The organism is Isosphaeraceae bacterium EP7, from assembly GCA_038400315.1.
Lineage (GTDB): Bacteria > Planctomycetota > Planctomycetia > Isosphaerales > Isosphaeraceae > EP7.
On the sequence record CP151667.1, the window covers coordinates 716,903 to 739,472 of the forward strand.

The 22,570-nt window shown below is 64.3% G+C and carries 20 protein-coding genes; 13 read left to right on the forward strand and 7 right to left on the reverse strand.

Annotated features, from left to right (window positions below):
• The first annotated feature begins 137 nt into the window (after window positions 1-137).
• Window positions 138-1,496 (forward strand): DUF1501 domain-containing protein, encoded by a 1,359-nt coding sequence (locus EP7_RS02860; RefSeq protein ID WP_463526070.1) that lies wholly within the window; start codon window positions 138-140, stop codon window positions 1,494-1,496.
• A 50-nt stretch (window positions 1,497-1,546) separates the two neighbouring features.
• Here EP7_RS02860 and EP7_RS02865 read toward each other — a convergent pair whose 3' ends face one another.
• Window positions 1,547-1,858 (reverse strand): hypothetical protein, encoded by a 312-nt coding sequence (locus EP7_RS02865; protein WP_463526071.1) that lies wholly within the window; start codon window positions 1,856-1,858, stop codon window positions 1,547-1,549.
• A gap of 336 nt (window positions 1,859-2,194) precedes the next feature.
• Between EP7_RS02865 and EP7_RS02870 the strand changes: the two genes are divergently transcribed.
• The 6 genes from EP7_RS02870 (at window position 2,195) to EP7_RS02895 (ending at window position 9,207) form a co-directional block, all read left to right on the forward strand.
• The gene (locus EP7_RS02870) at window positions 2,195-3,220 is read left to right on the forward strand and encodes a serine hydrolase domain-containing protein (protein WP_463526072.1); all 1,026 of its coding nucleotides are present in this window, start codon (window positions 2,195-2,197) and stop codon (window positions 3,218-3,220) included.
• Window positions 3,221-3,578: 358 nt separating this feature from the next.
• Window positions 3,579-4,268 (forward strand): Crp/Fnr family transcriptional regulator, encoded by a 690-nt coding sequence (locus EP7_RS02875; RefSeq protein WP_463526073.1) that lies wholly within the window; start codon window positions 3,579-3,581, stop codon window positions 4,266-4,268.
• 141 nt (window positions 4,269-4,409) lie between these two features.
• Window positions 4,410-4,871, forward strand: coding sequence for a YkgB family protein (locus EP7_RS02880; RefSeq protein WP_463526074.1), 462 nt, complete (start codon window positions 4,410-4,412; stop codon window positions 4,869-4,871).
• Window positions 4,872-5,389: 518 nt separating this feature from the next.
• The gene (locus tag EP7_RS02885) at window positions 5,390-6,205 is read left to right on the forward strand and encodes a nucleotide-binding protein (protein ID WP_463526075.1); all 816 of its coding nucleotides are present in this window, start codon (window positions 5,390-5,392) and stop codon (window positions 6,203-6,205) included.
• Window positions 6,206-6,539: 334 nt separating this feature from the next.
• Window positions 6,540-7,577 carry a DUF4917 family protein gene (locus EP7_RS02890; RefSeq protein ID WP_463526076.1) on the forward strand — a complete coding sequence of 346 codons (1,038 nt, stop codon included), beginning with the start codon at window positions 6,540-6,542 and terminating at the stop codon, window positions 7,575-7,577.
• Window positions 7,578-7,944: 367 nt separating this feature from the next.
• Window positions 7,945-9,207 (forward strand): hypothetical protein, encoded by a 1,263-nt coding sequence (locus tag EP7_RS02895; protein WP_463526077.1) that lies wholly within the window; start codon window positions 7,945-7,947, stop codon window positions 9,205-9,207.
• Window positions 9,208-9,390: 183 nt separating this feature from the next.
• Here EP7_RS02895 and EP7_RS02900 read toward each other — a convergent pair whose 3' ends face one another.
• Window positions 9,391-10,122, reverse strand: coding sequence for an SDR family oxidoreductase (locus tag EP7_RS02900; RefSeq protein ID WP_463526078.1), 732 nt, complete (start codon window positions 10,120-10,122; stop codon window positions 9,391-9,393).
• Window positions 10,123-10,247: 125 nt separating this feature from the next.
• A complete protein-coding gene (gene cax / locus EP7_RS02905; protein WP_463526079.1) occupies window positions 10,248-11,372 on the reverse strand; it encodes a calcium/proton exchanger in 1,125 nt (374 codons plus the stop codon).
• Window positions 11,373-11,656: 284 nt separating this feature from the next.
• Between cax and trxA the strand changes: the two genes are divergently transcribed.
• From trxA to EP7_RS02935, 6 genes are all read left to right on the forward strand, one after another.
• Window positions 11,657-11,989 (forward strand): thioredoxin, encoded by a 333-nt coding sequence (gene trxA, locus EP7_RS02910; protein ID WP_463526080.1) that lies wholly within the window; start codon window positions 11,657-11,659, stop codon window positions 11,987-11,989.
• Between the two features lie 93 nt (window positions 11,990-12,082).
• Window positions 12,083-12,790, forward strand: coding sequence for a phosphoribosylanthranilate isomerase (locus tag EP7_RS02915; protein WP_463526081.1), 708 nt, complete (start codon window positions 12,083-12,085; stop codon window positions 12,788-12,790).
• Between the two features lie 49 nt (window positions 12,791-12,839).
• A complete protein-coding gene (locus EP7_RS02920; protein WP_463528476.1) occupies window positions 12,840-13,319 on the forward strand; it encodes an MgtC/SapB family protein in 480 nt (159 codons plus the stop codon).
• A 191-nt stretch (window positions 13,320-13,510) separates the two neighbouring features.
• A complete protein-coding gene (locus EP7_RS02925) occupies window positions 13,511-13,816 on the forward strand; it encodes a hypothetical protein (protein WP_463526082.1) in 306 nt (101 codons plus the stop codon).
• 113 nt (window positions 13,817-13,929) lie between these two features.
• Window positions 13,930-15,270: an adenosylhomocysteinase gene (gene ahcY / locus EP7_RS02930; RefSeq protein WP_463526083.1), complete on the forward strand. Its 1,341-nt coding sequence runs from the start codon at window positions 13,930-13,932 to the stop codon at window positions 15,268-15,270.
• A gap of 143 nt (window positions 15,271-15,413) precedes the next feature.
• Window positions 15,414-16,712: a DUF1015 domain-containing protein gene (locus tag EP7_RS02935; protein ID WP_463526084.1), complete on the forward strand. Its 1,299-nt coding sequence runs from the start codon at window positions 15,414-15,416 to the stop codon at window positions 16,710-16,712.
• A gap of 64 nt (window positions 16,713-16,776) precedes the next feature.
• Here the strand turns inward: EP7_RS02935 and EP7_RS02940 are convergent, their stop codons facing one another.
• From EP7_RS02940 to EP7_RS02955, 4 genes are all read right to left on the reverse strand, one after another.
• On the reverse strand, window positions 16,777-18,075 hold the full coding sequence (locus tag EP7_RS02940; protein ID WP_463526085.1) for an alpha/beta fold hydrolase: 1,299 nt from the start codon (window positions 18,073-18,075) through the stop codon (window positions 16,777-16,779).
• Window positions 18,076-18,114: 39 nt separating this feature from the next.
• The gene (locus tag EP7_RS02945; RefSeq protein ID WP_463526086.1) at window positions 18,115-18,621 is read right to left on the reverse strand and encodes a DUF1440 domain-containing protein; all 507 of its coding nucleotides are present in this window, start codon (window positions 18,619-18,621) and stop codon (window positions 18,115-18,117) included.
• A gap of 157 nt (window positions 18,622-18,778) precedes the next feature.
• Window positions 18,779-19,213, reverse strand: a complete 435-nt coding sequence (locus EP7_RS02950) for an Rrf2 family transcriptional regulator (RefSeq protein ID WP_463526087.1) — start codon at window positions 19,211-19,213, stop codon at window positions 18,779-18,781.
• A 114-nt stretch (window positions 19,214-19,327) separates the two neighbouring features.
• Window positions 19,328-22,549, reverse strand: coding sequence for an efflux RND transporter permease subunit (locus EP7_RS02955; RefSeq protein ID WP_463526088.1), 3,222 nt, complete (start codon window positions 22,547-22,549; stop codon window positions 19,328-19,330).
• Window positions 22,550-22,570: the final 21 nt, after the last annotated feature.

A 22,570-nucleotide genomic window follows, 5' to 3' on the forward strand; every position in this document is an offset into this window, starting at 1 on the left:
CTCGCATTCGGTCGCCGTATCCAGGTCACGGTAAGAACGGCCTGGTCGCCACTCTCAACCTTCCGAGAATGTCCCCTTTCCCCCCCTTTTCCCCGAGTTGCGAGGCTTTTCGCTCAGCCCGCCCGAGGAACCGCACCATGCCCACCGCGTCTTGCAACGGCCAGATCCCACGCCGGGAGTTCCTCCGCCTCGGCTCCCTCGCCCTCGGCGGCCTCGGCCTGGCCGACTTGCTCGCCGCACGGGCCGCCGCATCGCGACCCGACCCCGATACCTCGGTCATCCTCTTCTGGATGTGGGGCGGACCCAGCCAGTTCGAGACCTACGACCCCAAGCCCGACGCCCCCTCCGAGATCATGGGTCCTTTCCGACCCATCTCCACCACCGTGCCCGGCATGGACCTCTGCGAACTCTTCCCGCTCCAGGCCCGGCTCGCCGACAAGATCGCCCTGGTCCGCTCCCTGCACCACGAGATGTCGGCCCACAATGACGGCTCGATCGAGGTGCTGACCGGCAAGACCCCGGTACGCCCCGATCCCACCTCCACCGCCCTCTCGGAGCACCCGGACTTCGGCATGATCGCCAGCCGGGTGCGGGGGAGCCGGCCCGACGGCATGCCCCGCTATGTCGGCATTCCCCAGCAGCCGTTCATGACCCGCCCGGCCTATCTGGGTGTGGCCCATTCGGCCTTCGCCACCGGCGACCCCTCGGCCCCCGACCCTCGCCCGCCCGCCTTGAGGCTCGTCGGCGGGCTCGACGGTCGGCGGCTGGATGACCGCCGTGGCCTGATGAATCAGTTCGACGGGTTCCGCAGGGGGCTGGACGGTCGAGGCTCGGGGAGCGTCGATCCGTTCCGGGACTCAGCCTTCCAGATGCTCACCAGCCCCAAGGTCGCCAGGGCCTTCGACCTGTCCCGCGAGGACCCCCGGCTGAGGGACCGTTATGGCCGCCACCTCTGGGGCCAGAGCTGCCTCCTGGCCCGGAGGCTCGCCGAGGCCGGGTCCTCGGTGATCACGATCGACGCCCTGGCTCCCTCGCTCTCCGAGCGATATTTCAGCTGGGACGACCACATCAACGTGCAGACCCGCTGGGACTTGGGCGAGGCGATGAAGCACCGGGCACCCTACATGGACCAGGCCCTCTCCACGCTGATCGAGGACGTCTACGCTCGGGGGCTTGACCGTAAGGTACTGATCGTCGCGGCCGGGGAGTTCGGGCGCACTCCCCGGCTGTCGCATGCCGATGGGCTGATCGGGCGGGACCACTGGCCCTCCGCCCAATCGGCGTTGCTCAGCGGTGGTGGGTTGCGGATGGGGCAGGTCATCGGGGCGACGAACCGGTGCGGTGAACACCCGGTCGACCGCCCGCTCACGCCGAAGGACCTGCTGGCGACGATCTACCGCCATCTGGGGATCGATCACGGGGACGTATTCCGGGACCTCTCGGGCAGGCCATTCCCGATCCTGCCGGAAGGCGAGCCGATCCGCGAGCTGATCTGAGCGGGCCTCATCATCATGGCCGGGTCCGCTTCGGCGCAAGGTTAATCGGGTCAGCCGAACGAGAGCAGCAACCGTTCGACCTCCGCAACCATCGGGAGATGGTTTGGCGTGCGATACTCGTGCAATCGCTCGCTCCGGAAGTCACCGCGATGCACGACGACGCTGTATTCCCCGTCGGGGTCGCCCTCCGGATACCATCCGACATCGACGAAGACGTCTGTCCTGCCGTTTCTGAGATGAAGCAAGTCCTCGCGGAGCCAGGAGCCGGCGAACGCCTCCGGCGAGGGGTCGATCTCCCTGAGGTCGTGAGAAAGCACGGCCCAGCCGGCGGGGATTCGAAGCGGCTGCAACGGCGGTTCCATCAGCCAGCGACCTCCAACAATTCATTCTCATTCGTATTGGACAGGCGGGACCCCCCTTATAACCCTTGCCATCGGAAACGTCGCCAAGCCGATCGGCCGGTCGGCTTCGATCGTGAGCCATAATGGCAGACGCAAACCACCGTTTGGTCTTGAGGGAATCATCCCGTGAGTCAGTTGACCGAACGCTCAGGGCTTGGCTCGCCGCGAACGCCCCGTACATTCTCACCCTCGTGCGATTCGCTCGAGCCCCGCCAGTTGCTGGCGACATCCGCTCTTCGAGTCTCCCAGCAAGCTCAAGCGGCATCCACTCCTAACGCCGGCCATTCCGCTCGATTGATGCAACAGGCGAGGGCCGCTGCCCTCGGCCAAGCCTTGCAGCGCGTGATGGACGAATTCCAGGTGCCAGGAGCCGTCGCGGGAGTGCTGACGCCGGGCATGCGCCCCTGGTTGGCGGCCCGGGGCTCGGCCGATGTCGCCAGCGGGCGGCCGATGACGCTGAGGGACAATTTCCAAATCCGCAGCGTCACGAAATCTTACACCGTGACGGTTGTCCTCGAGTTGGCACGGGCTCGGAGGCTGTCGCTGTCCGACACCATCGGGATGTACGTGCCGGGCATCCCCAACGGGGACCGGATCACCCTCGCCCAACTCTCCGGGATGCGGAGCGGCGTGGAGAACTACACCAGGGTCCCCGCCTTCGGCGAGGCCTTCGTCGCCGACCCCGGCCGCCAGTGGACTGACGAAGAACTCGTGGGCCTGGCGACGCCCGAATCGCCGCTGTTCGAGCCTGGCTCGCAGTACGACTACAGCAATACGAACACGGTGCTCCTGGGCATGGTCGTCGAGAAGGTGACGGGGCGCCCCCTCGGCCAGGCCCTCCGGGGCTGGCTGCTGTCACCACTGAAGTTGTCCGGCACCAGCTACCCGCGGAGTTTCGCCGCGAGCCGCCCCGCCCCGACGCCCTACCAGGTCACCCCCGGGACCGGCGAGCTGGAAGCCCTCCCTCAGGCAAATCTCTCGTCGCTGGGCCCGTCCGGCGCCATCGTCGCGACGCTGCCCGACCTGCTGCGTTGGGGAAAGGCCCTGGGCACCGGCCGACTCATCGGCCCCCGACTTCTCCAGCTCCGCGAGGGGCTCGCCGTCCCGGCGACGAATGGGCCGGAATACAATCGCTACGGACTGGGGATCGGCGAGCTGAAGGGTTGGTGGGGGCATTCCGGCGACGGATTCGGCTTCCAGGCCGCTACGTTCTACGACCCTGTGAGCCGCTCGGTGATCGCCGTGGCGCTGAACTCGACCCAGCCGGAGCATGTGGGGGTCGAGATCTTCAAGGCGCTCGCGGACATCGTGCGGCCGGGCTGAGGCATGGCGTTCTCGCAGGGGACGATCCGACACCCAGTGCCTCGAAGCGTTCATGACCCCGCGGCAGCCCGCGCTTGAAAATCCAGACGGGCGTGGTGCTGCCAGGGGCCGCCGAGACACTCCCGCAGGTCGATCGCTTCGACACGGGCGACTCCGTGAATTCACGGGAATCAATCAAGCAATGACAATGCTTTGTGCCTTAGCGTAATGCCATTCGAGAATGTCCCATTTCCGCCCCTCTTAAGCCCGTGAACGGCCATGCCAAGGCGGTGACGAATCGTCGGCAGGGTGCCGGGGAGCAATTGCGGTTATTCTAAGTCCTCCAAGTCGCCGAAGATCGACCATTGTGGGGCGAAGGATGCTTCTGAAGTCCGAATGGGCCGAGCGATTCCTGGATGCCTGTTCGAGGGTCAAATCGGCCCGCCGAAGAACCCTGGCTCCCGGCACGCTGGTCTATTCGGCAGTCCCGGATGGTCAGTGCTGGGCGGTCACGAGCGGTTACGTGAAGGTCCTCGACCCGCGTTTCGACGGGGGCCGCGCCATTCGACTGATCCTCGGACACGGCGGGCTCTTCGGCGATCGGCCTTTCGGGGCGGTCGCGTTCCGCGGGTTCTCGGTGGTGCAACCGGAGCAGGCCATCGCTCACGGCCCCGCAACGGTCATCGCACTGGACCGGAGTGAGCTCGAAACCGCGTCGCGTGCCGACTCCGAACTGGCGAGTCTCATGCTGGAATCAACGACGGCCCGCGCGCAATTCCTCGAACGGCGTCTGCTCTGGCAGCTCACCACCCCAATCCGGGCCCGCGTCGCCGCCACGCTCCGCGACCTGATCTGCTTCGAGGGACAGCGGTGCAAGCACGGCCACACGATCGACATCCGCCTGAGCCACCAGGATCTCTCCGAGCTCGTCGGCGCCGCCCGCCCCGTGGTCAGTGCCGAACTGGTCCGGATGAAGCGAGAGGGTGTGCTCGAATACACACGCTGTTACTTCTGCGTGGACGATCTTGGTGGCCTCGACCGCATCGCCACCGCCCACCCGGCTGATTGAGCGGCCCGTGCGGGGCCATCCGGTCATGGCGGGGGATCAATCCCGGCCAGTCATTTGGATGACAGAACCGGCCCGCCTCTCCGGTTAGGATCTCCGGCATAGGGCCGCCTCAATCAGAAGACCAGAGATGCGAGGATTGTGATGAGTGACCGCTTGAAGTTGATCGGGCTCAATGTTTCACGCTACGGTCTGGTGATCGTCCTGCTCTGGATAGGCGGGATGAAGTTCACCGCCTACGAGGCCGAGGGGATCAAGCCGCTGGTGGCGAATAGCCCGCTGATGGGATGGGCCTACAAGGTCATGAGCGTCGGCGCATTCTCCGCGTTCCTTGGCGTCGTGGAGATCATTGTCGGGCTATTGATCGCCCTTCGACCGGCATGGCCCCTCGGCTCGGCCATCGGAAGCGGTCTCGCCTCCGGGATGTTCCTGAGCACGCTGACCTTCCTGATCACCACGCCGGGGTGGGAGCCAAGCCTGGGCGGATTCCCTGCTCTCTCCGCCATGCCGGGCCAGTTCGTCCTCAAGGACGTCGTCCTGTTGGGCGTGGCGATATTCACCGCCGGTGAGGCGCTCGGAGCGGTTCGGCCGCGTGGCGCGGTTTGATCGAGGACGAAACGCTCACCCGCTGGATATTGCAAAGGGGGCATTCTAAAAAGTAGAATGCCCCCTTTGGCCTCCCCCTGTCCCCTTTGCCTCCCCCTAAATTGTAGAATGTCCACTTTGCCCAGACTCATGACTCACCGCGTCCGCACCCCGAAGTATTGCATGGTTCGGTTCAAAATATGAATGCATAATGTCCCATTTCCGCTCCCCTGCATCTCGCCTTCGGTCGCCGTATCCAGGTCACGGTAAGAACAGTCTGGATGCCACTCTCAATCTTCCGCGTGCCCGTCCGCAAAGAATGGTATGGTTCGATTCAGAATATGAAATGCAGAATGTCCCCTTCTCCCCTTTTCCCCTCCTGTCCCCTTTTCCCCTCCTGTCCCCTTTCGGCCCTCCTGTCCCCTTTCGGCCCTCCTGTCCCCTTTCGGCCCTCCTGTCCCCTTTCGGCCCTCCTGTCCCCTTTCGGCCCTCCTGTCCCCTTTCGGCCCTTACTTCCGCGAAAAATTATGAAGCACACCATGTTCGTCGGTTCGTCGGTCGAAGGAATTGAGTTGGCTCGAGCTGTTCAATCCGAACTAGCATATGACCTAGATGTTACCTTGTGGAACCAGGATACTTTCGCGCCTAGCAACAACACGCTAGAGAGTCTGCTCATCTCAGCAAAGCAGTTCGATTTTGGATTATTTGTCTTTTCAGCCGACGACGTTGCGACCATACGTAAAAAGAGACACATGGTAGCGAGGGACAACGTTCTCTTCGAATGTGGTTTGTTTTTCGGAGTACTTGGAAGGGATCGCAGCTTCTTCCTCGTTCCTCAAGGCCTCAAAAACTTCCACATCCCGAGCGATTTGTGGGGGATCACTCCCGCGACTTACACCCCCAACAGTCATGGGGGCAACTTGAGAGCGGCAGTTGGGCCGGCCTGCACTCAGATTAGGAATGCCATCAGGAGTCTGGTTGGACAGAACGAGTCATCCCACTCATTGACGGGGTCTTGGACACAGTGCTGGCATTACGAAGGAGGCACTTATGCGAACCGAAATGAATCGCGTGTAGAAGTGCGTCAGATCGGAAGCAAAGTTTCTGCAGTCTTCCAAGCGAAGCCGCCTAATGGAGATCGCGCCACGAATTACTCGATCGAGGGCACAATCGATCACGGTCGCTATGTCACGGGCGTTTGGGGTGATCCGAAGCGTGGCCCCACTTATTATGGATCTTTTCAGTTATACATACACCCCGAGGGCGATTCGATGACTGGTCGATGGGTCGGCTTTCGAGCCAACAATGAAATTTATGGCAATGTTTGGGAGTGGGCTCGCTTACCGAGCAAATAGCTTAGATCTCTCTTGCCGGCATCAACACGACCTCCACCCTCCGAGAGCGGCGGTAGCGGGGGACCGGCTGACTACCGGCCTCCGCCCTCCGGTTAAGCCTCGCTCGGCACGACCACTCAGGCCCGCGATGCGGCCCTCCATCCGGGGAGAGGTTTGGGTGACTGGAGAGCGATCCGGGCTAATCAGCCGCTGAACAGGGTTTCCACCCTGGTTGGATGGCAATTTCCGACAAGCGTCAAAGTAGGGGACTGGAAATTAGGCACAGACTAACTGGAAAGGCGTAGCCCCAGCGTGGTACGATTGCTTAATCTGGAGTTTTCTTGGAGAGCAGCGAATGGCAGTTATCGTCGACGACAGCTTAGAAAATTATGCCGACGTTCTTGATCGCTTTAAGGACAAGAGACCAGCTCTGCTACTGGGGAATGGCGCAAGTCGCGCAGTTTGGGATGATTTCAAATATCCCTCATTGTTCGATAAGGCTTGCGACGCTAATCGCCCATTCTGCTTGAGCGAAGACGACATTGATGTCTTTCGAGAGCTTGATGACACGCATAACTTCGAGCTGGTTCTTTCTTCCTTGATGACTTCGAAGAGAATAAACGAAATCTTCAGAATGCCGACAGTCGAAATAACAAATAGCTATTACAACATTCGCCAGGCCTTATTCTCAGCCGTTGGCGAAATTCATGTTCCGTACGCACTGATAAAGCCCAAAACAAAACGGGCCATCAAAGCAGAGCTATCAAATTACAGGACAATTTTTACGACAAATTATGATCTTCTAGCCTATTGGAGTTACATGGAAGAATCTTCTCCGTTTAAAGATTTTTTTTGGGGCGATGACAATATTTTCGACCCCGGCAACACTTCGCTTTGGGATGACAAGACAACAATTCTCTATTTGCACGGTGCGCTACACCTGTATAAAGAAAAAGGCGGTCATACAAGAAAGCATGTAACCGAGGAGGACGGTGACTCGTTGCTGGAATTGATTCGCAAAAGCGACCAGATCCCCTTGTTTGTCAGCGAAGGGCACTGGAAGGACAAAAGAGCAGCAATCCTTGCGAATGACTACCTAGCGTTTGCTTATAGGACCTTCTCCCAAAACCGCATCAACCTCGTTGTGTTCGGACAAGCACTGAATCAAGAATTCGATAAACACATCGTCGATTCCATCCATAAAATGCGTGGCTGGAACAATTTAGCTTCCGCTGCTTTTGAGATAGCGATCTCAATATTCCCTGAAGACTCTTATGATGTGATTGAAATAAAGCGGCGGCTTCTCAAAGCGTTCCCGAATAAGACCTTGTATTTTTATGACAGCAGAACCCATCCGCTCGGCAATTCCGCACTTCGCGTGGGGAGGAGCTAACGACCAGAGGCCGTAAAGGGGACATTCTGCATTTCAGAATTCCCCATCCGATCGAGAAGCTGTCCCTGAGCGACAAACCTTCATTCTGGCCTTTTGCCCATCTCATTCATTGTCCTAGTCTACGACACGACTGCACTCACAGTGCTTTGAGCAAGCCCGCTAACGGGCGGATCGTGGACTGTTTGCTTCGGGATAATGGAATTATTTCCCATTTTGTCCATTTTTCAGATGCAGAACGTCCCTCTTAGGGGATATTCTCTAAAAAGGTCCAAAACTCGCGCAACGCCGCGCGGGCCGGCCCGCTTCGCCGACGTCGGCGAAACTCTCGCACAACTCGGATTCCGCACCCAGGAAGCGACGCAGCACCATGGGCAAGCTCGAAGTCAGCCAGAGGCGCATCGACGCCAATCGCCGCAACGCCATGCGCAGCACCGGGCCGAAGACCGAGGAGGGGAAGGCCCAGTCTCGCCGCAATAGCCTGATTCATGGGCTGGCCGGCAATGGGGTGGTCGTTCCCGAGAACGAGGCGCAGGCGGCTCGCGAGCTGGGCGAGCAACTGGTTTCGTCGCTGCGGCCGATGAATGCGTTCGAGATGGGGCTGGTCGAGACGATCGCGATTGAAGGGGTGCGGATCGATCGGTGTCGGATCGAGGAGCGGCTGGTGCGGGATGTTCGGGCTCGCAGGGCCGGGGCTTGCTGGCGGGATGAGCGGAAGGCCGAGGCGGCGAAGTTGGGGAAGACTCTGGCGGGTTGTCCCGATGAGGTGGCGTCGCGGTTGTCGACGACCTCGGCGGGCTGTGAATGGCTGGGGGTTCGCTGGCGGGCGTTGGGGAAAGTGCTGGAGAAGAAGGGGTTCTGGACGGATGAGCAGAAATCGCTGGCCCTGGATCTGATGGGGGTCTCGGCCGAGGTTCGGGAGATGGACAGCCCGCTCGATGCTCCCGAGGGGATCGATGCGGCGATCTATCTTCGTGAGCTTGTCGAGTCTGAGTTGGAGAGTCTGTCGATGCGTCAGGAGGAGTCGCTGGACGCGATTGATGATGACCTGCGCGAGGCGACTTCGCTTGGATTGATCGCCGTGGATGACCCGACGCTGGTGCTGCTGCGGCGGTACGAGACGGCCAGTTTCAGGCGTCAGCGTTGGGCGCTGGACATGCTACGCAAGGGACGCCAGAAGCCCGCGCCCGCTCCGGTGATGACCCACGACTATGTCGAGCGGCCCCGCCCCGATTTCTCGGTCTGGGGTGCCCCGGATCCGGTTCCTTACAGCGATGATCCCTCGCCGCGCCCCGATCCCGAGACACCCTCGCCCGGCCCCGGTCGGACTCAACCCGGGACCGACCAGGCCCAGCCCGCCGGGGTCGCCCGGCCTGCCACTCGCCAGCCATCCGCCCCGCCTCCTCGGGGTGGTCGGATCACTGGGGCCTGCTCGGGGCGATTCGCGGAACGAAGCCATCTGAATGGCCTTTTCCGCCGTTTGGCCAGGTCGATGGCGGGCCTGAATGTGAGGATCGCGCCCGCCGCAACGCCGCTCGTCAGGCCCGATCGACGCCTTTCACGGCCCTCGATGGTGGCGATTCGGCCGGGCCGCCCGGAAATACTCCGCGTTGTCGATGCCCCGGCCGCCTGAACGGCGGTTGGATTCGCTGGACATGTCTTGATCTTTGACAATTCGGGCGAATGACGGCCGCGTTGCGCGCCGGGCGGCATTGTTTTCGTTGCTTCCATGCTCCGGGGGGCCCCGCGAGGACAGGGAAACGTGGAAGCTTCTATCATGTGATCATGTAGAGAATCCCCTCGCCCTCGTCGCTCGCTACCAGGGGATCTCCCCTGCATCATCGAGGAACTTCCCGGTCGGCGGCTCGTCCATCGTCGCCAGCTTCACGGCGATGGCCGCACCCTGCTCGACCGAACGTGGTGCGGCGTCGGAGCCCATGTCGGTCTTGACCCAGCCGGGGCAGATGGAGTTGACCGAGATGTGATCGCCGGCGAGGTCCTTGGAAAAGGCCAGGGTCAGGCCGTTGAGGGCGGATTTGGACGAGTTGTAGGCGAGGAGGTTGTTGCCGTAATAGGGCGAGGCGGGGTCGCTCAGCGTGGCCAGGGAGCCGAGCGTCGAGGACTGGTTGAGGATCCGGGCCGAGGGCGATTTGCGGAGCAACGGGAGCAAGGCTCGGATGACGGTGAAGGCGCCGAAGACGTTGGTGTCGTAGGTCTCCTTGAGCATCGACAGGTCAAGGCCGGTCGGCCTGGTGCCCGTGGCGAACTCGGGACCGATCCCGGCGTTATTGACCAGCACGTCGAGTCGACCGAATCGCTCGTCGAGCCATCGGGCGGCGGCTTCGGCGGTGGAGGGGTCGGTGACGTCCAACCGAACCGCGTGAACGTCCAGGCCCTCGCCCCGGAGCAGATCGGCGGCGGCGTTGACCTTGGCCTCGTCGCGGGCGGCGAGGGCGACGGTGAAGCCGAGTTTTCCGAGTTGGCGACCGATCTCGAAGCCGATCCCCTTGTTCGCACCCGTGATCAGGGCCACCTTTTTCTCGGGCATCGGTCGACTCCTTCAAACGTCGGTGTGAGTGATTGCACGGCTCAGAAAGTGAGTCCCACGGCCCGACGGAACTCTTCGAAGAGGCCCATTTCCGCGGTCGCCTGACCCGTTTCCCTGGTCCCGGATCAGCCCGGGGCGTGCACGGCGGCCGGGGCCGCCCCGTGGTGCGAGCCGGGCGGCGCGGGGAGGAAGAAGAACGCGAGGCCGAGGATGGCGTAGATGATCAGGAGCATCGCCCCTTCCAGCCAGTTGGACTCGCCGTCCTCGGCCACCATCCGGGCGATGACCACGGTGAGGATCAACGCGGCGACTTCCAGGGTGGAGAAGAGCAGGTCCATCGGCTCGGCCCGCAGGTAGCTGGAGAAGACCAGCACGGGGGCCACGAACAGGGCGATCTGAAGCGCCGAGCCCATGGCGATGTTGACGGAGAGGTCGGCGTGGTTCTTCATGGCCATCAGCACGGCCGACGAGTGCTCGGCCGCGTTGCCCACGATCGCCACGACGACGACACCCATGAAGACGCCGGTCAGCCCGAGCTCATGGCCGGTGGCCTCGACGGCTCCGACCAGGATCTCGCTCATCCAGGCGACGAAGCTGGTGGCCACCAGCAGGACGACGGTCGAGGTACGGATCGTCCAGGCAGGTTCGTCGGCCTCGCCCCGCTCCTCGGCCCGCTTCAACTGGGCGGGAGTCGGCTCGGGCTTGCCGTTGAAGTGCTCGCGGTGGGTGCCCAGGCTGAAGATCAGGTTGAGCGCGTAGGCCAGGATCAGGAGCCCGCAGACCGAGACGCTCAGCTTGTGCTCCAGGCCGACGGCACCGGGCCCGACCAGGTAGTGGAAGATTGCCGGCACCAGCATGCCCATGGCGGCCAGCACCATCAGCACGGAGCCCGCGCTGGCCGCCGTCCTGTTGAACCGCTGGATTGGATACTTCAGGCCGCCAGCCAGGAAGCTCGCCCCCATCACCAGCAGCAGGTTGCCGATGATGCTCCCGGTCAGCGACGCCTTGACCACGTCATCGAGCCCACGCCGCAGCGCCAGCAGCGCCAGGATGAGTTCGGCCGCGTTGCCGAAGGTCGCGTTGAGCAGGCCGCCGATTCCCGAGCCCATCCGGTGGGCCAGTTGCTCGGTCGCCCGCCCCATGTAGCCCGCCAGCGGGATGATGGCCAGGGCCGAGAAGGCGAACCGCCAGGCCGGCTTAGCCTCCGAGAGAGAGAGCCCGATAGCCACCGGCAATGCGAGGAGCAGCACGGACAGCCATCCGATTTTCCTCGGGTCGATCCAGTCTCTCCAGCTTGCCGGTTCAACCGTCAGGGTGTCTGCATCGGCCCGTCGGGGGTGGCCTTGGTTGACTCGGTTTGAGACCAACTTATAATACCCTCAAGGTGGCAGGTCCGACTTCGGTTCGCCTTGGTCGGGATCATGCCGCGATTATCGAGCAACGAGTCACAAGATCCGACCGGCCGGGCGTTTCCGAGAATCTCGGCGTCAGTCCCGCCCCGGTCGTTTTTCTTCGATCTCTCTGGGGCGCAGCCATGGCCGAGAACGTCGTGGAGTTTACCGACGCCAACTGGAAGTCGGAAGTCCTTGATTCACAAGTCCCCGTCATCGTCGACTTCTGGGCCCCCTGGTGCGGCCCTTGTCGCATGCTGGCGCCGACGATCGCCAAGCTGGCCGGCGAGTTCGGCTCCAAGATCAAGGTCGGCAAGCTGAACACCGACGAGAATCAGGATACCCCCGTGGGCCTGCGCATCTCGGCGATCCCCACCGTCCTGGTCTTCCAGGGTGGCAAGGAAGTCGACCGCCTCGTCGGGGTCAACTCCGAGACCAAGTTCAAGGACGCCCTGAGCAAGCTCGGCGTCTCCTGAACGACCGGACGAGAACGTTTGAATGCCGAGGCTCGGATCGAAGTCGGTCCGAGCCCTATCGACCGCCAACGCCGCGCCGGGGGCCGAATCACCGTGCCGCCCGACCACCCCTGGCCCGACTGCACACCCCCTCGCGTTCTCGTCAAGGTCTGCGGCCTGACGAGCGTCGCCGAGGCTCGCGCCGCGCTTGCCGCGGGCGCCGACTGGATCGGCCTGAATTTCCATCCGGCCTCTCCCCGATCTGTCAGCCCGGATGCCGCGAGGGCGATCGTCGAGGCCCTTGACGAACCGGCCCGAGCCGTCGGCCTCTTCGTCGATCGGCCCGCCTCCGAGGTCGCCGCCATCGCGCGTGATGTCGGCCTGACGACGGTCCAGCTCCACGGGCACGAGCCGCCCGAGGACTACGTTGCCCTGTCCGGGCTGAGGCTCATCCGGGCCTATCGCCTCTCCGACGAGGCCAGCGTCGCGGCGATGATCCTCGACCTGGAGCGATCGGCCTCGCTCGGCCGCACGCCCGACGCTGTGCTCGTCGATGCGCACGTCCCCGGCCTGATGGGCGGGACCGGCCACTCGATCGCGGTCGACCTGTTCCGGCTCCTGCCCCCCCTGCCTCGTCTGATCCTCGCCGGCGGCCTGACGCCCGCAAACGTCGCGGAGCGTGCGGCCCTGATCCGCCCCTGGATGGTCGACACCGCCAGCGGCGTCGAGTCGGCGCCCGGTCGCAAGGATCCCGCCCTGGTCTCCACCTTCATCGCCGCAGCCCGCGCCGGCTGGGTCTCCGCCGGGCACGTCGCTCGCTGAGCGACGTATCTCGCCTCGATCGGGTCGCAAGAGAAGGCTGGGGGTGGACATGGGACTCTGGTGGTCGCAGATCGAGGCCGCGATTCGCGAGGATTTCGCCGACATTCCGGACCTCAAGAATGTCGTCAAGCTGATCCTCCGACTTCTCATGGCCGCGACCCTCGGCGGGCTGCTGGGCTACCAGAGGGAACGTGTCGGCAAGCCGGCGGGGCTGAAGACGCACATGCTCGTCGCCACCGGGGCCGCGCTCTTCATCCTGATCCCGCAGCAGGCCGGCGCGACCACCTCGGATCTTTCCCGCGTGATCCAGGGCATGATCGCGGGCATCGGATTCCTGGGCGCGGGAGCCATCCTGAAGCAAGACGAGACCGGAGAGATTAAGGGTCTGACGACCGCCGCCGGAATCTGGCTGACGGCGGCGATCGGGATGGCCGCGGGCATGGGCCGCGAGACCTCCGCCACCCTCGGGACGATCCTGGCCTTGCTGATCCTGACCCTCCTTCGGCGCATCGAGAAGTTCATGCGCTAGGACGCATCGGGCATCCACATCACTTCCCCCTGCCTCGCCTGCCAGGAGATCGCCCGTCGACGTGCAGGTTGATTGCGCCGCTCAAATTTCTTGACACACGCGTACGCACGTCATTACTCTGAATCCCTGTGCGATGCGATGGCGGCCGAGTGATTCGGCCGGCGCGACGTGATCGAATGCGAGTCGGCGTGATGGAGCAGGATCGTCTGGGGCGACGGCGTAAGCCGGAACAAGGGCGTGGGCTCAGGCCCTTGCACCCTGTCTTGCCGGTCCAGTGGAACAGCAAGGCGTTGCGACTGGCGATGTCGGAGGCCGACTGGGCCCGGTTCGATGCCCTGGTCCGCGATGCCAAGCTCATCGCCCCCACCCATGCCCGTGCCTGTGGCCTGGTCCTCTCCAAACTGCTCCAGCAGGCCCCAAACCCTTCGACTGGGCCAGCCAACTGGATGGACTGGGAGCGGCAGAAGACGCTGCGACTCCTGCGTTCGGCCCTGTAGATCGGCCGGACCGATGCCGCCTTGATGGCGACTCGGGCCGAGCCCCTCTGATAGCGAGTGCCTGGCGGGCTGTTGCCGCCTAGCTTGATGAGACGACTTCCGGAGACTTTCCCTTGGCGACTTCCGTGTTGGGCGATGTGAAGGATCCGGCACTGGCGACGATCGGCCACCAGCGAATTGTCTGGGCAGAGCTCGACATGCCCGTGCTGCGTGCCATCCGCGAGCGGTTCGAAGCCGAGAAGCCCCTGGCGGGCGTCCGGATGTCGGCCTGCCTGCACGTCACGGCCGAGACGGCCAACCTCGCCCGCACCCTGGTCGCCGGCGGTGCCGACCTCGTTCTGGTCGCCTCCAACCCGCTTTCGACCCAGGATGACGTCGCCGCCAGCCTGGTGCACGACTTCAACATCCCCGTCTACGCCATCAAGGGCGAGGACGAGCACAGCTACTACCGCCACATCGCCGCTGCCCTGAAGCACCGGCCGAATGTGACCATGGACGACGGTGCCGACCTCGTCAGCGCCATGGTCTTCGCCGCCCTGAACCGGCTCGACGACCTCCACCCCGAGGTCCGCAGCTGGGTCCAGTCGCTCAAGCCCGAAGATCGCTCGCAGATCGTCGGCAACGTCGTCGCCAGCATGGAGGAGACGACCACCGGCGTCATCCGCCTCCGCGCCATGGAGAAGGACGGCGTGCTGAAGCTGCCGGTCATCGCCGTCAATGACGCGATGACCAAGCACTTCTTCGACAACCGCTACGGCACCGGCCAGAGCACCCTCGACGGCATCGTCCGCGCCACCGACATTCTGCTGGCCGGCCGCCGGATCGTCGTCTGCGGCTACGGCTGGTGTGGCAAGGGCGTCGCCATGCGGTCCAAGGGCATGGGCGCCCACGTGATCGTCACCGAGGTCGACCCGATCCGTGCGCTGGAAGCGGCCATGGACGGCTTCGAGGTGATGCCGATGGACAAGGCCGCCAAGTCAGGCGACCTGTTCATCACCGTGACCGGCAACATCAACGTCATCCGTGGCGAGCACTTCGACGTCATGAAAGATGGCGCGATGGTCTGCAACTCGGGCCACTTCAACGTCGAGCTCGGACTCGACCAGCTGGCCGCCAACTCGAAGTCGGTCAACAAGGGCGTCCGCGAGTTTGTGGACGAATATCTCTACGCCGACGGCCGCCGGATCTTCGTCCTGGGCGAAGGCCGCCTGATCAACCTGGCCGCCGCCCACGGGCACCCGGCCAGCGTCATGGACATGTCCTTCGCTGCCCAGGCGCTCGCCACCGAGTGGGCCCTGAAGAACAAGGACAAGCTCGAGAACAAGGTCTACGTCGTCCCCAAAGAGATCGACGAGTGGGTGGCCAACCTCAAGCTCCAGACGATGGGCATCGCCATCGACACCCTCACCGAAGAGCAGGCCAAGTACCTCAACAGCTGGGAAATGGGCACGTGATCGCCGCTTGATCTCGGTTCAGCGTGATCCCGGATGCGACCGCCCCTGCCCCTCGCTAGTTCCCAAGTCGTCCCCGTTTCACGTCTCCCCATCGATTCAAAATGCGCCGGCGCGGCCGGCCCACGACGGACCAAAGCCCCGCCATGCCCGACATCCGACCCTTCCGCGGCGTCCGCTACGACATGGCCCACGTTGGCGCCCTCTCCGACGTCGTCGCGCCCCCTTACGACGTCATCGGCCCCGACCTTCAGGACCGCCTCTACCAGGCGAGCCCCTACAACGTCATCCGGCTGGAACTGAACAAGGAAGAGCCCGGCGATAACGACGAGTCCAACCGGTACACACGTGCCGCCAGGTTCCTCAAGGACTGGCGCCGGGAAGGCGTCCTCCGCGAGGACAACCAGCCCGCCCTGTACCTGCTCGAGCAGACCTATGAGGTCGAAGGCCGCACCTACACGCGGCGCGGGTTCTTCGCCCGGGTTCGCCTGGAGCCGTTCGGTCAGGGCAAGATCTACGCCCACGAGCAGACCCTCTCGGGGCCCAAGGCCGACCGCCTCGCCCTGTTCGCAGCGACGAAGTCGAACCTCAGCCCCGTCTTCGGGCTCTATCCCGACCCCGACGGCGCGGTGATCGCCGCCGTCCATGCCGGCTTGCGCGACCGGACCCCGCTGGAAGCGGTCGACCACCTGGGCGTCGTCAGCCGCCTCTGGCCGATCCTCGACTCCGCGGCCCACTCGGCCGTCTCGGGACTGATGGCCGACCGCGGCATCTTCATCGCCGACGGCCACCACCGCTACGAGACCGGGGTCAACCATCGCGACGTCCTGGCCGCCTCGGGGCAACTCCAGGGTGACGAAGACCCGGCCAACTTCACCATGATGCTGCTTGTCGGCATGAGCGACCCCGGCCTGCTCATCCTGCCGACTCACCGGCTCGTCTCGGGCCTGCCCGGCCTCACCGCCGAGGCCCTCACCGAGCGGCTCGCCCCCGAGTTCGACGTGCGCGACCACGGCACCGGCGACGAGGGCGCCCGCGCCGCCTGGGAAGACATCGAGATGTCCGGCGATCAGGAGCTGCTCGGATTCGGCACCGTCGCCGATGGCCGCTGGCTCACCGCCAGGCTCAGGTCGGACGCCACCATGGACCAGCTCGCCTCGGAGCAGTCCGCCGAGTGGCGATCCCTGGGGGTCAGCATCCTGCACGTCCTGGTCCTGAACACCTTGCTCCGCCCCCTCGGCGAGTCGAAGTGCACCTACGTGCATCTGCTCGACGAGGTGACGACGGCCGTCAACGCCAAGGCCTGCGACCTGGCCTGCCTGGTGCCGCCCGCAGAGATGGGGCACGTCGAGGCCATCGCCTCGAACCTGGAGAAGATGCCCCCCAAGAGCACCTACTTCTACCCCAAGCTCCTGACGGGGCTGGTCATCAACCCGCTTTCCTGAACGAACGGACGAAGGCCGTCGGATCGGGGGCTTCCCGGATCCGACGGACTTCGACGAGATGCGTTCAGAGCGACCGGCCGGCCGAGGTGGAACCGACCTTCGGCGTGTGCATGTTCACGAATTCGGCCACGAGGTCGGAGAACTGGTCGTTGCGCTCGATCAGGCCCATGTGCCGGGCGGGGGCAAGTGCGACGAGCCTGGCATTCGGGATATCCCGGCGCATCCACTCGCTCGCTTCCGGCAGGGTCGTGGTGTCGCGGTCGCCCGAAACCACGAGGGTCGGGATCTCGATCGTCTGGAGCGTCGCGGAGGCGTCATAGCGGAGCATGCCGAACATGCCCCGGGCGAGCACGGCCGGCCAGGCTTTCAGCATGAACCTGGCGACGAAATCAACCTGCCCGCGCGTCTCGTTTCCCGCGAACGAGCTCTTGGCCGTCGACCGCTGCAACGACCCGTTGAGGTAGCTCAGCCAGTTCATCAGCCAGACCAGCGGGGCCAGGCCGATTGTCAGGTAAAGCAGCGGCTCGACGACCGGCTTCTGAAGGGCCGTGTAGAGGCCCGAGTACTGAGTCGTGCGGACGGGATTGGTCGGCGTGGTGTGGACCAGGATCATGCCCGAGACCTTGGCGGCGAGCGTCTCGTGGAAGAGGCGGCAGTACGTCAGGCAGATCATGCCGCCGATGCTGTGCCCCAGCATGACCACAGGCCCGATGGCCGTCCGCTCGATGACCGCCTCCAGGTCACGGGCCATCTTCTCGACGCTGTAATCGTTATTGTCCGGTCCCTTTGAGAGCCCGAGCCCGGGAAGGTCCCAGGTAATCAGTCTGAAGCGGCCTCCCAGCTGCTTCTTGAGGTAGTACCACTCGGTGGCGTCCGAGCCCCAACCGTGGACCACGACCAACGGGGGCGCCTCGGCCGGCCCGTACATCTCGACCTGGAGTTCCGACCCGTCGGGACGCCGGATTCGCTCGACAACCCCACCGCGGTCGGCGCTCGGCTCATCGTCCCCCCGACGCCGCAGGAGCGGCCAGGCAAGCGACCCTCCGCCCGCCGCGAGGCCGGCCAGGAGCAGGCCGCCCGCGAGCATCGCCGTTGGGACATCCCAGCCCGGTCGCCACTCGGACAGGGGAACTGCCCTGGCACGACGGACGACGACCTCGGACCGCGGCCCGGCGCCGCCGGGCTTCTGGAGGACCGGATCGGTCTGAGGTTCCCCGGCCGCGACGGCTGCGGGCAAGGGTTCGTAGACGGTGGTGGCACGCTGGTGCCATTCGCGCAGGAGGTAGGCCGCAAGGCCGATCAGGGCCAGCGCGACGAGGCCGCGCAGCCAGAGGCCGAGGATTTGGAACGGCATGAAGATCATGGTTTGGCGCCTTTTCAGGTCGATCGGTGTTGAGAATGTTCAGCGAGGCGCCGTCGTCTCATGGCCCGAGGCGGATGACCTCGGATGTCGTTGCAGTCGATCGAACAGGACACCGGCGGACGCCCCCCAGACCAGGTGCGCCCCGATCATCAGGGCCGTTCGCCGCCTCGGGTGCTCGGTCGCGGGGCTCAGCACGCCCAGGGCGGGCATCAGGGCGAGATAACTGACTGCCCAGACGCCCAGGCCGAACGCCGCACCGCGGACGGCGGGCGAGGCCGGCAATCGGGCCGCGATTGTGCCGTAGACCGCACCGGCGCCGGCACCGTAGGCAAGGTGGCTCGCCAGCGTCAGGGCCGTTTCCTGCGACTCATCGAGTTCGTGGCGGATCGATGCCGCTCGCTCGAACTGCTCCGAGATCTGGCGCGGAGGCAGGGGATAACGCTCCCAGTCGGGGAGCATGGCGTGCATCCCCTCCATCGCCAGGGTCATCGGGATCGTGGCCAGCAGGCCCGAGGCCGCTCCGCGAGCCAGGTCGGAACCGTCCATCGTGCTGTCTCGCGGTCCAGTGGCGCGAACGGACCCGGATCGCGTCGGGACGAGGCGCAAGATTGGATTCAAGGACGCCCGAGGCGCGTCGGGGACAAGGGCATCGGGAACTCAGGGAAGCAAGTCCGATGCCGGCGTTTCGCGCAAAGGCCCCGCGTCAGTCGGCCTGCATCCTGGCAAGGATGGTGTCCGTGACGCTGCCGATGGTCGACCTCGCGAGCTGCTGGGTCATTCCCGCCTGGACATCGGCGTAGAGGTCAACCAGGACTCCCTGGATGTGTCGTCCGCAGGGGCACTCGGGGTTCGGCTCGGCGCGGTGGAGGGCGAAGATCTCGTTGTCGGGCTCGACCGCCTTGAGCACGTCCAGCAGGGAGATCTGCTTCGGGTCGACGAGCAGCATCCAGCCGCCGCCGACCCCCTTCTTGGAATCGACGTAGCCGGCCTCGCGCAGCAGGCCGAGCAGCCTGCGGATGACCACCGGGTTCGTGTTCACGCTCTCGGCGATGAACTCCGAGGTCGAGGTCCCGCACTCGGGCTTGTGCAGGGCGAGCACCGTCAGGATGTGGATGGCGACGCTCAGCTTCGAACTCATTCGAGCCTCACCGGCAAAGACGATCGAGTTTTCGCGGACGGGATCGAACGGAGGGGAGCCCTCGCCCCTTCAGCGTAGGGGCGAGGGCGGCCGCTTACAACCCCGTCTGCAACCTTAGTGGCTGCTCGTGAGTTCCACGCCGGCGAAGATCGGTGCCCCATTCGAGTGGGCCGCGACGACGTCGTGCTCGCCCGACGGGTCGTCCTTGATCGCGGCCTGCTCGCCGCCCCGCTTCGAAGCGAAGAAGTCGATCAGGCGCTCACCCAGGACATAATAGATCGGGATCACGAACCGGCCGAGCACGGTGCTCACCGCGATGCCGAATGCGATCACGATGCCCAGCGAGTTGCGGCTGTAGGCTCCGGCGCCTGTGGCTCGGGCCATCGGCAAGACGCCCATGACGAAGGCGAACGACGTCATCAGGATCGGCCTGAGCCGCTCGCGCGACGCCGCCTTGGCGCTGTCGATGATGCTCATCCCATGCTTTTCGCGCATCTCGACGCCGAACTCGACGATCAGGATCGCGTTCTTGGTCTCCAGGCCGATGAGCATGACCAGGCCGATCTGGCCGAAGACGTCAAGCGGCATGTCGAAGAGCCAGAGGCCGACGATGGCGCCGAACATGGCCAGCGGCACCGTCAGGATGATGACCGTGGGCCTGATCCAGCTCTCATACAGGGCGGCCATGAACAGGAAGACGCAGACCACCGACAGGCCGAAGATGTAGGTCGCCTGGTTGCCCGTCTTCTGCTCCTGATAGGTCGTGCCGGTCCACTCGTAGCCGAACCCGGTGGGCAGCACCTTGGCCGCGACCTCTTCCATCGCGATCAGGGCCTGGCCCGAGCTGTACCCCGGCGCGGGCGCCCCGTTCATCTTCGCCGTGCCATAAAGGTTGTAGTGCGGCACGTCGATGGGGCCTAGCGCGTAGCGGACCTCGCCCAGAGAGCTGAGCGGGACGCGATCTCCTTTGCGGTTCAGGACGTAGAGATTCTGGATGTCCTCGGGCTTGGTTCGGACGCTCCCCTCGGCCTGGAGGATCACCTTCCAGACCTTGCCGTAGAGGTCAAAGTCATTGATGTAATAGCCGCCGAGGTTGGCCTGGAGCACGGCGAAGACGTCGCTGATCGGCACGTCGAGCCGGCGCGACTTGGTGCGGTCGACCTCGAACTTGAGCTGGGGGACGCGGGCCGAGAAGGTCGAGAAGACCCCCGCCAGCTCGGGACGCTTCCGTGCCTCGTCCTGGAAGCGGTCGACGACCCCTTGGATGGCGTCGACTCCCTTGCCGGCGCGGTCTTCGATCATCAGCTCGAAGCCGCCGGTCTGGCTCAGGCCGCGGATCGGCGGGGGCTGGAGCACCAGGACCATGGCGTCTCGCACCTTCGACGAGAGCAAGCCCTGGAGGGATTTCGCCAGGCCCGCGGCCCTCAGCTCGGGCGTCGTGCGTTCGCCCCACTCCTGCAACGGCATGAAGACGACGCCGCAGTTGGTCTGGTTGGCCGACGTGATGACGTTCAGGCCCTCGATCATCACCGTGTGCTTGACCCCTTCCAGGCCTCGGCAGTACCCTTCGACCCGCTTCAAGACCTGCTCGGTCTTCTCGCCGCTGGTCCCGTCGGGCGTCTGGACCACGACGATCAGGTACCCTTGGTCCTCCGTGGGGATGAACGTCTTGGGCCGGGCGTTGATCATCCAGCCGGTCAGCACCAGCAGCCCAAGCGACGGGACAACGATCGTCCACCAGTGATGCGCGGTGAAGTCGAGCACCGAGTCATAGGAGTCTTCGATCCACTTGAGCCCCCGATTGAACCAGCGGAAGAGGAAGAACTTCGTCTCTCCGTGCTTGGTCTTCAGGAACAGGCGGGCCATCGCGGGGCTGAAGCTCAAGGAGTTGAACGCCGAGAAGACGAACGAGAAGACGATCGTCATGGCGAACTGGTTGTACAGCTTGCCGGTCATCCCGGGCATGAACGAGACGGGCACGAACACGGCGGCCAGCACCAGCGTGATCGTCACGATGGGCGTGGTGATCTCGGCCATGGCGGCGCGAGTGGCTTCGAGCGGCGGCAGCCCTCGATGCAGGAACTTCTCGACGTTCTCGACCACGATGATCGCGTCGTCGACCACCAGGCCGATGGCCAGCACCAGGCCGCAGAGCGTGAGCGAGTTGATCGAGAAGCCGAACGCCTTCATGACGGCGAAGGTGGCGACCAGCGAGACGGGGATCGCCAGCATCGGGATGAGCGTGGCGCGGAACCCCTGGAGGAAGACGAACACGACGATCATGACCAGGACGAACGACTCGATCAGCGTATGCTCGACCTCGCTGATGTTCTCGTGCACATAGTCGGTCGTGTTGTAGACGATCGTGTACTCGAGGCCCTCGGGGAAGCTGGCCGTCAGGTGGTCCATCTCGACCTTGATCTGGTCGACGATCGCCAGCGCGTTGGCGTCGGCATACTGGAAGATCAGGATGCCGCCGGCCGGCTTGCCGTCGATGTAGCTGGCGCTCTCGTAATTCTCCGAGGCCAGCTCGACCCGGGCGACGTCCTTGAGCCGGACAATCGAGCCGTCGTCGTTGCGACGGACGACGATCTCCTCGAACTCGCTGGCCTTCTCCAACCGCCCTTTCACCGTGATCGGCAGCTCGAAATCCTGCCCGGTCGGCACGGGCCGGCCCCCGATTTTGCCGGCGGCGGCCTGGACGTTCTCCTGCTGCACGGCCTGGACGATCTCGGTGGGGGCGATCTTCATGTTCGCCAGCCGGTCCGGGTCGATCCAGATCCGCATCGCATACTTGCGGCCGAGGACCGTGGCGTCGCTGATGCCGGGGATGCGCTTGAGCGCGTCGGCGATGTAAATCTGGCCGTAGTTGTCCAGGAAGGTGGCGTCGTAGCGCCCATCGGGCGAGATCAGGTTGACGACGCAGACCATGTCGGTCGACGTCTTCTTGATCGAGACGCCGTACTGCTTGACCTCCGGCGGGAGCTGCGCCTGGGCTGTCTGCACCTTGTTCTGGATGTCGACGGCGGCCATGTCCTGCGAGTAGCCGACGTCGAAGGTGGCGACGATGTTGGAGACGCCGTTGCTGGTGCTGTCCGAGTTGTAATAGATCAGGCCCTTCGTGCCATTGATCTGCTGCTCGATCGGCGTGGTGACGGTGCGCGCGACGCTCAGGGCGTCGGCCCCGGTGTAGGTGGTTGTCACCTGCACCTGGGGGGGCGCGATCTGCGGATACTGGGCGATCGGCAGTTGGAACGCGCAGATCCCGCCGATGAGCAGCATCAAGAGGGCCGACACCGTGGCGAAGATGGGCCGGCGGATGAAGAAGTCGACCATGGTCTTACGAGACCCTTCCGG

Bases quoted from the DNA above. Each gene is read 5' to 3' on its own strand.
- EP7_RS02860 (WP_463526070.1), top strand. From the start codon at position 138: ATGCCCACCGCGTCTTGCAACGGCCAGATCCCACGCCGGGAGTTCCTC.
- EP7_RS02865 (WP_463526071.1), bottom strand. From the start codon at position 1,858: ATGGAACCGCCGTTGCAGCCGCTTCGAATCCCCGCCGGCTGGGCCGTG.
- EP7_RS02870 (WP_463526072.1), top strand. From the start codon at position 2,195: ATGCAACAGGCGAGGGCCGCTGCCCTCGGCCAAGCCTTGCAGCGCGTG.
- EP7_RS02875 (WP_463526073.1), top strand. From the start codon at position 3,579: ATGCTTCTGAAGTCCGAATGGGCCGAGCGATTCCTGGATGCCTGTTCG.
- EP7_RS02880 (WP_463526074.1), top strand. From the start codon at position 4,410: ATGAGTGACCGCTTGAAGTTGATCGGGCTCAATGTTTCACGCTACGGT.
- EP7_RS02885 (WP_463526075.1), top strand. From the start codon at position 5,390: ATGTTCGTCGGTTCGTCGGTCGAAGGAATTGAGTTGGCTCGAGCTGTT.
- EP7_RS02890 (WP_463526076.1), top strand. From the start codon at position 6,540: ATGGCAGTTATCGTCGACGACAGCTTAGAAAATTATGCCGACGTTCTT.
- EP7_RS02895 (WP_463526077.1), top strand. From the start codon at position 7,945: ATGGGCAAGCTCGAAGTCAGCCAGAGGCGCATCGACGCCAATCGCCGC.
- EP7_RS02900 (WP_463526078.1), bottom strand. From the start codon at position 10,122: ATGCCCGAGAAAAAGGTGGCCCTGATCACGGGTGCGAACAAGGGGATC.
- trxA (WP_463526080.1), top strand. From the start codon at position 11,657: ATGGCCGAGAACGTCGTGGAGTTTACCGACGCCAACTGGAAGTCGGAA.
- EP7_RS02920 (WP_463528476.1), top strand. From the start codon at position 12,840: ATGGGACTCTGGTGGTCGCAGATCGAGGCCGCGATTCGCGAGGATTTC.
- EP7_RS02925 (WP_463526082.1), top strand. From the start codon at position 13,511: ATGGAGCAGGATCGTCTGGGGCGACGGCGTAAGCCGGAACAAGGGCGT.
- EP7_RS02935 (WP_463526084.1), top strand. From the start codon at position 15,414: ATGCCCGACATCCGACCCTTCCGCGGCGTCCGCTACGACATGGCCCAC.
- EP7_RS02940 (WP_463526085.1), bottom strand. From the start codon at position 18,075: ATGATCTTCATGCCGTTCCAAATCCTCGGCCTCTGGCTGCGCGGCCTC.
- EP7_RS02945 (WP_463526086.1), bottom strand. From the start codon at position 18,621: ATGGACGGTTCCGACCTGGCTCGCGGAGCGGCCTCGGGCCTGCTGGCC.
- EP7_RS02950 (WP_463526087.1), bottom strand. From the start codon at position 19,213: ATGAGTTCGAAGCTGAGCGTCGCCATCCACATCCTGACGGTGCTCGCC.
- EP7_RS02955 (WP_463526088.1), bottom strand. From the start codon at position 22,549: ATGGTCGACTTCTTCATCCGCCGGCCCATCTTCGCCACGGTGTCGGCC.